The sequence below is a fragment of the Pseudomonas sp. genome (genome assembly GCF_037994325.1).
Classification (GTDB): domain Bacteria; phylum Pseudomonadota; class Gammaproteobacteria; order Pseudomonadales; family Pseudomonadaceae; genus Aquipseudomonas.
Genome location: NZ_JBBNAH010000551.1, coordinates 1 through 12,890 on the forward strand (window position 1 = coordinate 1; position 12,890 = coordinate 12,890).

11 protein-coding genes and 1 riboswitch are annotated in these 12,890 nt (G+C 61.8%); of the genes, 5 read left to right on the plus strand and 6 right to left on the minus strand.

The window, feature by feature from the left end; genetic code table 11:
• The 5 genes from AAAB16_RS18455 to AAAB16_RS18475 all read right to left on the minus strand — a co-directional run.
• A partial coding sequence (locus AAAB16_RS18455) for a pyridoxamine 5'-phosphate oxidase family protein (RefSeq protein WP_340664636.1) occupies positions 1-1,266 on the minus strand: 1,266 nt, incomplete at its 3' end.
• A gap of 30 nt (positions 1,267-1,296) precedes the next feature.
• Positions 1,297-1,926: a glutathione S-transferase gene (locus AAAB16_RS18460; protein ID WP_340664637.1), complete on the minus strand. Its 630-nt coding sequence runs from the start codon at positions 1,924-1,926 to the stop codon at positions 1,297-1,299.
• Between the two features lie 153 nt (positions 1,927-2,079).
• Entirely contained in the window at positions 2,080-2,979 is a 900-nt protein-coding gene (locus AAAB16_RS18465) for a LysR family transcriptional regulator (protein WP_340664638.1), read from the minus strand.
• 3 nt (positions 2,980-2,982) lie between these two features.
• Positions 2,983-3,879, minus strand: coding sequence for a LysR family transcriptional regulator (locus tag AAAB16_RS18470; protein WP_340664639.1), 897 nt, complete (start codon positions 3,877-3,879; stop codon positions 2,983-2,985).
• A gap of 55 nt (positions 3,880-3,934) precedes the next feature.
• Positions 3,935-6,028 (minus strand): PAS domain-containing protein, encoded by a 2,094-nt coding sequence (locus AAAB16_RS18475; RefSeq protein ID WP_340664640.1) that lies wholly within the window; start codon positions 6,026-6,028, stop codon positions 3,935-3,937.
• Positions 6,029-6,281: 253 nt separating this feature from the next.
• A riboswitch (cobalamin riboswitch) is annotated at positions 6,282-6,485 on the plus strand.
• 108 nt (positions 6,486-6,593) lie between these two features.
• Between AAAB16_RS18475 and AAAB16_RS18480 the strand changes: the two genes are divergently transcribed.
• The 4 genes from AAAB16_RS18480 to AAAB16_RS18495 are packed head-to-tail and all read left to right on the plus strand — an operon-like array spanning position 6,594 to position 11,518.
• Positions 6,594-8,735 carry a TonB-dependent receptor gene (locus AAAB16_RS18480; RefSeq protein WP_340664641.1) on the plus strand — a complete coding sequence of 714 codons (2,142 nt, stop codon included), beginning with the start codon at positions 6,594-6,596 and terminating at the stop codon, positions 8,733-8,735.
• Positions 8,736-8,763: 28 nt separating this feature from the next.
• The gene (locus AAAB16_RS18485; RefSeq protein WP_340664642.1) at positions 8,764-9,534 is read left to right on the plus strand and encodes an ABC transporter ATP-binding protein; all 771 of its coding nucleotides are present in this window, start codon (positions 8,764-8,766) and stop codon (positions 9,532-9,534) included.
• Entirely contained in the window at positions 9,531-10,496 is a 966-nt protein-coding gene (locus AAAB16_RS18490) for an ABC transporter substrate-binding protein (RefSeq protein ID WP_340664643.1), read from the plus strand. Before AAAB16_RS18485 ends, AAAB16_RS18490 begins: the two co-directional genes overlap by 4 nt.
• Positions 10,496-11,518 (plus strand): iron ABC transporter permease, encoded by a 1,023-nt coding sequence (locus tag AAAB16_RS18495; RefSeq protein WP_340664644.1) that lies wholly within the window; start codon positions 10,496-10,498, stop codon positions 11,516-11,518. Before AAAB16_RS18490 ends, AAAB16_RS18495 begins: the two co-directional genes overlap by 1 nt.
• Positions 11,519-11,534: 16 nt before the next feature.
• Here AAAB16_RS18495 and AAAB16_RS18500 read toward each other — a convergent pair whose 3' ends face one another.
• Positions 11,535-12,221: an NYN domain-containing protein gene (locus AAAB16_RS18500; RefSeq protein WP_340664645.1), complete on the minus strand. Its 687-nt coding sequence runs from the start codon at positions 12,219-12,221 to the stop codon at positions 11,535-11,537.
• Between the two features lie 420 nt (positions 12,222-12,641).
• On the opposite strand from AAAB16_RS18500, the gene AAAB16_RS18505 reads away from it, so the two are divergent.
• Complete coding sequence (locus tag AAAB16_RS18505; protein ID WP_340664646.1) at positions 12,642-12,878, plus strand: hypothetical protein; 237 nt, start codon at positions 12,642-12,644, stop codon at positions 12,876-12,878.
• The last annotated feature ends 12 nt before the right edge of the window (positions 12,879-12,890 follow it).

A 12,890-nucleotide genomic window follows, 5' to 3' on the forward strand; every position in this document is an offset into this window, starting at 1 on the left:
GATCTCCAGGGTGTCGCCGACCGCTAGTTGCTCATGCACATGGCGCGAGGCGGGGCCTTGGGCTTTTACGCTGATGCGCAAGTGGCCATCGCTGGGCGCGCTGGAAACGCTGTAGGTGCGGATCAGCACATCGCCATTGCTCAGGTGCAAACGCACGGGAATATGTTGCCCGGGCAAAAAGCTCACCGTGGCGCCATCCTGCGCGTGGATATACAGCGAGCGGATGTCGTGGCTCTCCTGCTCAACACGCGTGACGAGCCAGGGGTGCCATTGCTTGCGTTGTTCGTTTTGCCGCAGGCGTTGTTCCGCATCGGCCCAGGTGCCGGTCATCAGGCTGGTGGGGGCGAATTCCTCAAACTGCCAACGAATCGACAACGCAGCCGGACGGCGTACCACCTGCTCCACGTCGAAGCTCCACAGCCGTTCGGCGCCTTCAAAGGCGGTGACCAGAGGGCTTTCCAAGACCAACTCGGTGCGGCCGTATAGCTGCAGCATGTCGCCGGTGCTGAAGTCGACAAACAACAACCCGGCCTGCGGGTTGCTTTGCAGATTGCCGAGGGTGTTGAAGTGCAGGTTGCCCGCGTAGTCCGGAATGGTCAGGCGATTGCCCTGCACATAAACAAAGCCTGAACGGCCGCCGCGATGGGAGACATCGACCGAGCGCTGGCCGTCGTCGTGCACCACATAGCTGGCGACGAAAAAGGTGTCAGCGTTGCTGATCATCGCGCCGGCCACGGCGTCCAGGGTGGTGGCGTCGTGACGCAAGGGCCGGTCGGCTACCGCACTCGGCACCCGTTGGTATTTACGCAGCTGAATATATTTGGGGCAGTTGCCAAAAGCGTGCTCAACGGCCACTTCCAACTGCTGCTCAGAGGCTTGGGTAATCACCCCGTTGATCCGATTGCGCCGCCGGGTGTGTAGCTCAATACCGAGCATGCCAATTGCATTGCCGGCTTGCAGACCGGCAGCGGCCGGGTCTTGCGGGTCGGCGGCGGTGCTCAGGGTCAGGCGCTGCGGGTCGGGGGAGCCGGCGAAGCCCTCCGGACCCTCGAGCAGTGTCGCCCACGGCCGGCCTTGGCCATCCACCGCGCCGACCACCATAAATGGCAGCTGGTGGTAGAAGTCGCGGTGTTGGTCGGGCATGTAATCGCGGATGTACTTCTGCCCGGCCGCTTCCATGCGCTCAGACGCGCCGATCTTTTGTTGCAGCAAGCGCTCGCCAGCATGCCAAGGCGAACGACGGTGTTTAGGCAAAGTAATTTCCATGGCGAGCACTCCTTGTAGACGCGGTTGGCGCTAGCCTGCCAGCAGGCCGGCGGCGGTGGGCTGCATCGGCACAAAGCCTGGCAACGCTTCAATACGGGCCAACCAGGCACGCACATTCGGGTAGGCCACCAGCGACACATTGCCCTCGGGGGCATGGGCGATGTAAGCGTAGTTGGCGACGTCGGCAATGCTGGGTTCGTTGCCGGTCAGAAACGCCGATTGGCTTAGTTCCTGGTCCATCATCGCCAGCAGGCTATGGGCGCGGTTGATCACTTCCTCGGCGTTAAACGACGCGCCAAATACGGTGATCAAACGGGCAGCGGCTGGGCCATAAGCCACTTGCCCCGCGGCCACCGATAACCAGCGTTGCACCTGTGCGGCGGCCTGGGGTTCTTCGGCCAGCCAACGGCCCTCACCGTATTGTTTCGCCAGGTACACCAAGATGGCGTTGGAGTCGGCGAGCACGGTGCCGTTGTCGTCGATCACCGGCACTTGGCCGAAGGGGTTCAAGGCCAGAAACTCGGGTTGTTTGTGTGCACCTTTAGCCAGGTCAACAAACACCAGTTCGGTGGGCACGTTGAGCAGCGAGAGCAACAGCTCAACACGGTGGGCGTGGCCAGAGAGAGGGTGACGGTACAGTTTGATCGCATTCTGAGACATGGCTAAAACTCCGCAGTGGGTGGGTTGGGGTAAGCCATGCTGCGCCCCGATGCGGTTGAGCAGAATCGCCATGCCGGGCAATCCATAATTTCAGTTTGTGCAAGAAAGCCGCCGCCAATTGACTCGATACCGCTCTGGTGCGCACAGCACACCCTACGTGGTTAGGGCCGGATGGGCGCGCAAACGCGGCACGGCAAAGTCGATAAAGCTGCGCACCCGCGCGCAGGCTTTGCGCCCTTCGCGGTAGATCAGGTGCACCGGCAGGTGGGGCGCTGGGTAGGCCTCCAGCACGGGCTGTAGCAACCCGGTTTGCAACTCGTGGTGCACTTCGTAGCTCAGGCAACGCATCAGCCCGAGACCGGAAACCGCCGCCTGAATAGCCCCCTGCTGGGTGGTACAGGTCAGCACCGGGGTGGCCCTGATGCTGCGCGTGGGGTTGCCGTGCACGCGCCACTCACTGCCATGGCCGCTGGCGCTAGCGAGGATGGTTTGGTGCGCGCGCAACTCTTCTACGCTGTTGGGGCGACCCCGCTGGGCCAGGTAGCCAGGCGAGGCGCACATGATCGGCCGCACCTGGCCAACCGCAACGGCAAATTCAGAGGAGCTGGGCAGATGACCGACCACCAGCGCCACGTCGATGCCCTCCTCCAGCAGCCTGGGCAGTTGTTCACGGGTTTGGGTGAGCAGTTGCACCTCGGCAAACGCTTGCAGGTAGTCGAGGGCAATCGGGGTAAACACCTGGTGCACCATCAGCAGCGGCATCGCCACGCTGAGGTGACCCGCCGCGTCACTGTGCAGGCCTGCGGCGGAGCACTCGGCCTCGGCGGTTTGTTGAAGAATCAGCCGGCAGCTGGCGGCGAACTGTTCGCCCACCGGGCTCAAGCTAACCCCGCGAGGGCTGCGCAGCAGCAAGGTGGCACTCAAGCGCGCTTCCAAGGCGGCCACGGTACGCATGATGGTGGCCGGCGACAGCTCCAGTTGCCGCGCGGCAGCGGCCAAACTGCCGGCCTGGGCCACGGCGGCGAAGATTTCCATTTGCCGGTAGCGGCTCATGGCCTAGGGCGCCTCGGGCAGCTTGAGTGCGGCGTCTTGCCGTAGCCGCTGTTGGCAGTGGTCGACAAAGGTGCGCACCTTGGCCGACACCTGCTTGCCGCTCTGGTAAAGGATATGCACCGGCAGCGGCGCAGTGCTGAATGCCGCGAGCACAATCTCCAGTTCACCGGCGGCCACCGCTTGAGCAACCTGATAGGACAGCACCCCGGTATAGCCCCAGCCCAAGCGCGCGGCATTGACCGCGGCCTGATTGGAATTGACCACCAGGCGCGGCTGCGGCGTCAGGGTGATGGGGCCTTCAGGAGCGTTGAAATGCCATTGGCTCAGCAAGGCGCTGGCTGACGACAGCACCACCTGGGCGCCTTGCAATTGCTGTGGATGAGAGGGCCGACCGACGCGGTCGAGAAAGGCCGGAGCCGCGCAAATGACCGGGCGAATTTCCCCGACTTTGACTGCGTGGAAATTGCCTTCCGGCAGGCGGCCAATCCGTATGGCCACGTCCACGCCTTCGTCGGCCATGCTCACCAGCCGATCCACCAGCAGCGCGTTGACGGTGACTTCCGTATGCGTGGCCAAGTACTCGGTGACCAGTGGAATCAGAAACAGCTCACCAAACATCACTGGCGCCGTAACGGTCAGGTTGCCACGCGCGCGCAGGGTGCTACCGGCAGCGAGGTCTTCTGCCTCCTCCAGCTCCAGCAAGATACGTTTGCAGTCTTCCACATAACGCTGCCCGGCTTCGGTGAGGCGCAGGCTACGCGTGTTGCGCGCCAGCAGCAGGGTGCCGAGGCGGCTCTCCAAGGCCGCGATAGCGCGCGTTGCGCTTGGCGGTGACATGCCCAATTGCTTGGCGCCACCGGCGAAACTTGCCGCCTCCGTCACGGCCAACAGCACTTTCATTTCCTGAAACCTGTCCACATCACCCCCGCCTGGCCAAATAGCTGCAGGGCAGAGACTAATTTGTCTGGCGAGAAAAGTCCGCTGCTTCGCCTGCATGGCCAGGCTGCACCAGAGCATTGACGCGCGACACAAGGGTTTCCAAAGCAAAGGGTTTAGTCAGCACTTCCGTTGCTGGCTGCAGGTGGCATTGGTCGAGCGCCTGGTTCTGCGCATAGCCGGTGATAAACAGCACCGGCAAACCCGGCCGGGCTTGGCGCGCGATATCGGCCATTTGCCGGCCATTGACTCGGCCAGGCAGGCCGACGTCGGTCACCAACAGATCGATGCGCACATCGGAGCTGAGCAGGTTCAGGCCGGCATTGCTGTCCACCGCTTCAATCACGTCGTAGCCAATGCTGCTCAGTAACTCGACCACCAGCATGCGGATGGACGACTCGTCGTCCACGACCAGCACCGACTTACCGCCCGCCACCTGCCCAACATGAAAGAACGACTCTGCCTCGTTGACTGCTGCGGCTACTTCGCTATGACGTGGCAGGTACAGGGCCACGGTGGTGCCGCTACCGATGGCGGAGCGAATACGGACTTGCCCACCCGATTGCTGGGCAAACCCATAGATCATCGACAAACCAAGGCCCGAGCCGGCGCCCGGCGGCTTGGTGGTAAAAAACGGCTCAAAGGCACGGGCGATAACCTCCGGCTCCATACCCACGCCGGTATCGGTCACGCAAATGGCCAGGTAGTCGCCTTCGGCAAGCTCGGGGTCCAGCTCTGGGCCGGTAGCCAGGTGGGTGTTGAAGGTTTCGATGACAATGCTGCCACCCTCGGGCATTGCATCCCGGGCGTTAAGGCAGAGATTGAGCAAGGCATTTTCCACTTGCGCGGGGTCGATCTGCGACACGCCGAGGTCTTTGGCCAGGCACACGTTAAGCGGAATCTCCGGCCCCACCGAACTGCGCAGTAGCCCCTCCATACCGACAATCAACGCGTTAACGTCGGTGGGCACCGGTGCAAGTGTTTGCCGGCGCGAAAATGCCAGCAGGCGATGGGTCAAGGCTGCCGCACGTTGGGCCGCGCCTTGGGCGATGGCCAGGTAGCGGTCGATGTCCGCTACACGCCCTTGCAGCACGCGCATTTTCATCAATTCCAGGCTGCCACTGATACCAGCCAGCAGGTTATTGAAGTCGTGGGCGATACCGCCAGTGAGCTGCCCCACCGCTTCCATTTTTTGCGACTGGCGCAGTGCTGCTTCTGCGGCTTCGCGTTCGCTGATGGCGGCGCTGACCCGTTCTTCCAGGGTCTGGTTGAGCTCCTGCAACGCGGCTTCGGCATTTTTGCGTGCGGTGACATCGATGGATGAACCGATAAGCCCCATAACCTCGCCAGCCTCGCTGAGCAGCGGCGCCTTTACCGATAGCCAGACCGTCTCCGAGCCGTCGGGCATATCGACACGCTCCTCGAACTGCTCAACCTTACCGCTGCGCATGATGCGCTGATCGTTGGCCATGATCTGCCGGGCCTGGGCTTTGTCCTCCAAGAACTCAAGGTCGGTCTTGCCCAAGTAGAAGGTCGGTGGTTTGCCAATCAACTCGGTGGTGCCGTGGTTGGCCACGAGCATGCGGCCTTGCAGGTCTTTCGCGTACACCACGCCCGGTACCGCGGCGGTAAAGGTTTTCAACAGGGCAGAAACCGTGTCGCGCTCGGCCTCGGCACGGCGGCGCAATTCGATATCCAAGAGCACGCCAGGGAAACGAATCGCTTGGCCTTGCGCATTTAATTCCGCGCGGCCACTGGCTTCGACCCAGCGATACACACCATCGCTTTGCAGCACCCGGTATTCACAGCGAAAAGCGCCACCGCGGACCATCGCCTGCGCAATGTCGGCATCAACCCGCTCGCGATCATCCGGGTGAATCGAGTTGGTCGCTTGTTCAATCGGCATGCCCTGTTCACAGAGCTCAACGGGCAGGCCAAACGAACGGGCAAAGCGCTCATCCGCGTTGACGATATTGTTGGGGATATCCCACACCCAGGTGCCAACGATGGCACCGGCGTCCAGCGCCAACTGGATGCGCTCGGCAGCATCAATGGCCGGCGCGTTAGGGCTGGCAGCAGCCAGCGTTTTATCGCGTAGAGGAGGAACGTTCATAAGTGTCGACACACCGGTAGCGGCCACGATCTATGCCGCTAGTTGAGCACGGACGTGGGGTCATGGGGAGACGTGGCTGCACAGTGGGACCACTGCCGTTAACCATTGGTGCTGACGAATTTACCTTAACTTCTTTACATGGCAATAAGCAGCCGCACTGGCCAGCGTTGCGCAGGAATAAAACCGCCGCTTGCACGCCGCGAGAAAGAACCGGAAAAACTCCGCACGTTGACGCCGCCGCGCGTCGATGGTCAGATGCGCGCCTGTTTCAGGTGCCCCCTGCCGCCGTGCATGGGGTGAAACGGGAAACCGGTGCGTCCTCAGGGATTAGTCCGGTGCTGCCCCCGCAACGGTAAGCGAGCGAACCCTTCGACAGACCACTGTGCTCTTGCATGGGAAGGTGAAGGTTTCATGATCCTCGCAAGCCCGGAGACCGGCCTGAAGCTTCGTTTGGCAAACCCGCGGTGGGCGGGCGCAGGCCGGTTTCCGTGGGCGCCTGCGCCTGCGATTCCCTATGCGTTGTTCCCTCCGGGATTTACTCATTCCTGTTTAGAGTTGGAACGACATGTCCCGTACTTTCCTGTTTTTACCGTTGTCCGGCGCGCTGGCTGGTAATGCCCTGCGTGCAACCTTGGCGCCCTGCCTGTTGGTCGCCCTGCCCGTGCAGGCGGCTGACGACGACAGCCTAGCGCTACCCGCGACCGAGATCGTCGAAACGGCTGGCGCCCAGGCCGATCTGCACACGCCGATGCCGACCGGCTCGCGCCTAAACCTCAGCGCGTTGCAAACGCCGGCCAGCGTCACCACGGTGAGCGCCGAGCAGATTCAAAGCCGCAACAACGCCAGCGTGCAAGACGCCATCACCCGCACGCCAGGCATCAGTTTTACCGGCGCGCCGGGCAATGGCGGCACGGCGTTATCGGCGCGCGGTTTTACCGGGCATAGCTCGATCATGCAGCTGTACGACGGCACGCGTTTGTATGTGGGCGCCGGCACCGTGACCTTCCCAGTGGACACCTGGTCGGTAGCGCATATCGACGTGCTGCGTGGCCCGGCGTCGGTGTTGTATGGCGAAGGTGCCACTGGCGCGGTGGTTAACGTGGTGCCGAAAAAGCCCTTCGACGGCGAAATCCAAAACCATGTGCGCCTGGGCTATGGCTCCGACGACCGCCGGCAAACCGCACTGGATAGCGGCGGCTCGCTCAGCGACAGCCTCAGCTACCGCTTTAACCTTAACCAACAAGCCAGCAACGGTTGGATTGATCGCGGTGACTCGGAAAGCGTGGCGATCAGCGCCGCGTTGCGTTGGCAGCCCAACGACGACGTAAGCGTTACCCTCGCCCACGACTATGGCGACCAGCAGCCGCAGCAGTACCTCGGCACCCCCTTGGTTAACGGCCACTACCGCGAAGGCCTGCGCGCGCGAAATTACAACGTCGACGACGCCGAGCTGCACTACAACGACCAGTCCACCCGCGTGCTGACCGAGTGGCAAATCAGCGACACCTTGTCGGCCAGCAACCAGCTGTATTTTCTAAAAACCCAACGGCGCTGGCGCAACGCCGAAACCTACACCTGGCAGCCCGGCAATCTAATTCAGCGCAGCGATTTCATCAGCATCAAACACACCGAAGAACAGCTCGGTGACCGGCAGAGTTTTACCCTTGAGCACCGCTTGTTTGGACTGGACAGCCGCACCGTGGTCGGCGCCGACTACAACTCGATTCGCTTTGTGCGCAAGCATGATTTCGGCAACACGCTGAGCGACGTTGTACCCATGGCGCAGTCCGGCGGTGGCCGCTATATCAGCAACGACCCCTACCGTTCCCAAGATGGCAGCCAGGCCAAGCAGTTCTCGTTGTTTGCCGAAAACCGTACGCAGCTGACCGAGCAGCTTTCGCTGGTGACCGGTGCGCGCCGCGACCAGGTGCATTTGGATCGTACCGATATCCCTAACGATATCCGCGCCGACCGCAGCCTGACGGGTACTAACTGGCGCGCCGGGTTGGTGTTTGCGCTGACGGACGACCTGTCCGTGTACGGCCAGTACGCCACCAGCACCGAAGGCGTCAGCAACTTGCTGACCCTAAATGCCAGCCAGCAGCACTGGGATTTAACCACTGCCAAGCAGAGCGAAGTTGGCATCAAACAGCAGTTTCTTGATCGGCGTGGCGAGTGGACAGTGGCGGCCTACCACATCGTCAAAAAAAACCTGCTGAGCACCGATCCAGCCAACCCCACCGTGCAACAGCAGATTGGCCAGCAGTCCTCCGACGGCATTGAGGCCACGCTGGAACTGAGTCTGCCTTACGCCGTGCAACTGTCCGCCAATGCCGCCTGGGTGCGTGCCGAATACGACAAATTTGCCAGCGGCAGCACTGACTACCAGGGCAAAACGCCGGTGGACGTACCACGGCGCACCGCCAATCTGTGGCTGCGCAAAGACTTCGCTGAGCGCTTTACGGTCGGTGCCGGCGCGCGCTATGTCGACGCGCGTTATGCCGACAATGCCAATACCACCCAGGTGCCGAGCTACACCGTGGTCGACGCCACCGTTGACTGGCATGTGCAGCAAGACCTGACCTTGGGCGTGCAGTTGAACAACCTGCTTGACCGCCAGTACGCCACCACCGTCAGCAATAACGGCGCGCAGTGGTACCTGGGCGAGCCGCGTTCGTTTTTTGTCACCGCGGACTACCGCTTTTAACGCACGCCATAGGCTGGGAGCACTGTGCATGGCGACACTTAACCTCAATCACGTGGCCTGGGCCGCTGAAAGCCAGCGCTGGCTCTTGCAGGACATCAACCTGCACGTGGGCCAAGGCGAGTTCGTCGGCCTGATCGGTGCCAATGGCAGCGGTAAAACCAGCCTGTTGCGCTGCGCCTACCGCTCCAGCCAACCGGCCGCCGGCAACGTGCGCGTGGATGGCATGGACCTCTGGCAACAGCGCCCACGCTGGAGCGCGCAACGTATCGCGGTGGTGTTGCAGGAATTCCCCCAGGAATTTGGCCTGCGGGTAAACGATGTGGTTGCGATGGGGCGCACGCCGCACCAAGGCTTGTTTGCCGGCGACAGCGCCGAGGACGCTCAGCGCGTCGCCCAGGCGTTGGCCGACGTCGGCCTGGCCGCAACTGGCGAGCGGGCATTTGCCAGTTTGTCCGGCGGCGAAAAGCAGCGGGTGTTGCTGGCCCGCGCCTTGGTGCAGCAACCGGGGCTGCTGATTCTCGACGAACCGACCAATCACCTCGACCCGCGCTTCCAGTTAGAGCTGCTGCAACACCTGCGGCGCCTGGGCACCAGCACCTTGGCCAGCTTTCATGACCTGAACCTGGCGGCGGCGTTTTGTGATCGGCTGTATGTGCTGGCCGAGGGTCGTCTGGTCGCCAGCGGTACCCCAAGCGAGGTACTGATCGCCGAATTATTGCTGCAGGTTTTTGGCGTAGCGGCGCTGGTCGACCGTCATCCGCTGCACGCCTATCCGCGCATCACTTGGATTACGCAATGAACACGCCTTTGCTGATCAGCCTGTTGGCTTTTCTGGCCCTACCGGCGGCCGCCGGTGATTACCCGTTAACCGTACGTTCGTGCGAGCGCGAGGTGCGCTTTGAGCGCGCGCCACAACGCGCGGTCAGCCACGATATCAACATGACCGGCATGCTTATCGCCCTCGGTCTGCGCGAACACATGGCCGGCTACACCGGTATCAGCGGTTGGAAAACCCTCGAGCCGTCGTTAGAAAAAGCCCTCGGCCAATTACCTGAATTGGCCAGCCGCTACCCCTCGGTGGAAACCTTGTTAGCGGCCGATGCCGACCTGTATTTCGCCGGCTGGAACTACGGTATGCAGGTCGGCGGGCCGGTGACGCCAGAGACGTTGGCGCCCTTTGCCATCAACGTTTATGAGCTGAGTGAATCCTGCGCCTGGGTCAACCCGCAGCAGCGCGCCAGCTTGGATGACCTGTACCGCGACCTGCTGAACCTGGGGCGCATTTTCTCGGTTGAAGCGCGCGCGAATGCGTTGGTCGATGGCCTGCGTCGGCGCATCGACCGGGTGCGCAGCAAGCTGGCTAACAACGCCGATCGGCCCCGCGTGTTCCTCTACGACAGCGGCGAAGATCGGCCCTTTACCTCCGGCCGCCAGGGCATGCCCCAGGCCCTGATCGACAGCGCTGGCGGGCGCAATGTGATGGACGATGTGGCCGGCAGCTGGATTCAAGTGAATTGGGAGTCGGTGGTGGAGCGCGATCCCGAAGTAATTGTGATCGTCGACTATGGGCCGCTGTCGTGGCAGCAGAAGCGCGACTACCTGCTGCAGCAACCGGCCTTGCACGCGGTAAGCGCCATCCGCAATCAGCGCTTTATCGTGCTCTCGTACCTGGAAGTCACGCCCTCGGTAGATAACGCCCAGGCCATCGAAAAACTGGCCAGCGCGCTGCACCCGGCGTTGTTCAGCCTGGAGGCGCGCTGATGGCGATTCGTCAGGCCGGGCATTACCGCCTTTTGCTGCTGGGCCTGGGCGCCGCGCTGCTCGTTTCGGCCATCGCCGCGCTCGCCTTCGGCCCGGCCGCCGTACCGCAGACCACGGTGTGGCGCATTGTTGCCAGCCAGTTGGGCGCGAACACTGGCGGGCAATGGACGGCAGGCCAAGAACATATCGTCTGGCTGATACGTGCGCCGCGGGTGGTATTGGGCGCATTGGTGGGTGCGGGTTTAGCGGTAGTCGGCACGGCATTACAGGCGGTGACGCGCAACCCGTTGGCCGATCCGCACTTGCTCGGCACCAGCTCCGGCGCCGCTCTGGGTGCGGTGTTGGTGGTGCTCTATCTCGGTGAATTTATCGGCGTATTCAGCTTGCCCCTGGCCGCCTTTATCGGTGCTGCCACCAGCATGTTGCTGGTATTGGCGGTGGCCCGGCGAGAGGGCCGACTGGAGAGCGATCGCCTGCTGCTGGCCGGCGTGGCGGTGTCGTTTGTGCTGATGGCGCTGGTCAATCTGCTGCTCTACACCGGCGACCACCACGCCACCAGTTCGGTGGTGTTCTGGATGCTCGGCGGCCTGGGCGCAGCGCGTTGGACGGTGATCTGGCTGCCAGCGCTGTGCGTGGTGTTTAGCCTCGGCCTGTTGCTGGTACTGGCGCGCGGCCTGAATGCGTTGATGAGCGGCGAGCAGACCGCCATCAGCCTGGGCTTTAGCGGCCGACGCCTGCGCGTGCAGGTGTTTATCTGCACCTCACTGCTGACCGGAGTGTTGGTGTCGTTATCTGGCGCCATTGGGTTTGTCGGCCTGATGGTGCCGCATATCGCCCGGCGTTTGGTCGGCGCCGAACACCGACGTTTGCTGCCGGTCAGCGCCCTGCTCGGCGGCCTGTTTCTGCTTTGGGTGGACGTGGCCGCGCGCACGTTGATTGCCCCCGAAGACTTGCCTATCGGCATCGCCACCGCAGCCTTGGGTGGGGTGTTTTTTATTGCGCTGTTAAAGCGCCGTGGTTAGTACGACGCTTTGCGCGCTACCAGTAGTCTGGTTCGACGATGGCCGGTTTTTTCGGCAATGGGACTTTGCCGGGCAATTGAAAAGCGGCGAGTTCCGTTTCCGAGAGATAGCGACGTACCCAGTCGGCATGCGCCTTAAGCGACCCTGGCGGCTCACGCACTAATTTCCCGGCCTGCTCGCGGTGGGGAAGAATCACGCCTAAACGGATGTGGGGAAAGTCCGCACGGATAGCGGCGAGAGCAGGACCTAAATCTGTGTCGCCGGAAACCAGAACGATCTGCTCAATGTGCAACGCCTCAGACCGACAGGCGCAACGATACATACCCAAGGCCAGGTTGACGTCGGTCTCTTTTTCCTCAAGCTGCCAAATCGAAACCTGATCCGCCCGAGAGGCATGCAGCCCTTCTACATAGCGGGGAGCGTAACTTTTGGTAAGCCGATGCGAGCCGAGGATGATCGACACACCCTTCGACTGTAAGGCGCGAATGTAGCGGCTTTGTGCGTCATTGGAAGCTTGCCCGCGCGTGGCAAGGCGAGCGATGACTGGAGAGGTGTGGTAGCTGACAGAGGCGAGCTCGGCCTCTGGGTCTTGAACCGTCAGGATCGCTGACAGCAAGGCAGGAAGATCCAGCCACTTATAAGCGGAGCCGTGCAGCACCCCGTAATAGAGGTTGTAACCGTCAATAAAGAAAGCTGTACGCACAATTCCTGATCCCTGGAAACGAAAAAACCGGCTTTTAGGCCGGTTTTTTCACCCTAGGCTGAAGCTGAACTTAATCGGCCCGCCATGGGTTGAGTCGTGCGCGCAGTATTCCCCAACATCCCGAATTGTTCAAGCAGCCAATACGCTGTGTTACATGCGCAGACTCACTGCGGCGGAAAAACTCACGACACCGGTTCACGGGTTTGCTAACGCTAACGCAGGCCATGCTCTTGCATGAGGGCGAATGGCGGATTTGGCCCACATGCACAGCTGACACCAGCAGCCTTTTTTCCGACCACAGAGGGGTCAACAAACACTGCTGACTTCGCGGTTTGGTCGATGGGCAGCAAACCGCTTTGAACAAATTTCCTGACTGCGCAGTCAACCTATTATCCTAATCAGCGCAGAGCAGGCTTCTCCATGCCCCACTACACCCTCCACTACCGCTTCGAATCCCAACCCCGCACTCACACCCTCGACCTCAACCAGCCCCAGCTCACCCAAGCCGATGCCATCCGCCATCTTATTGAGCTGCACCATGGCGACGCCGAGAACAGCTTGCTAATGCCCGATGCCCAAGCAAGTGAAGCCGAGGTGTTGGAGAAGGCTGAAGTGCTTGGCATCGCCGAGGTGGTGGTAACGTCAACATCCCCTTGAGCGTGCAACAAA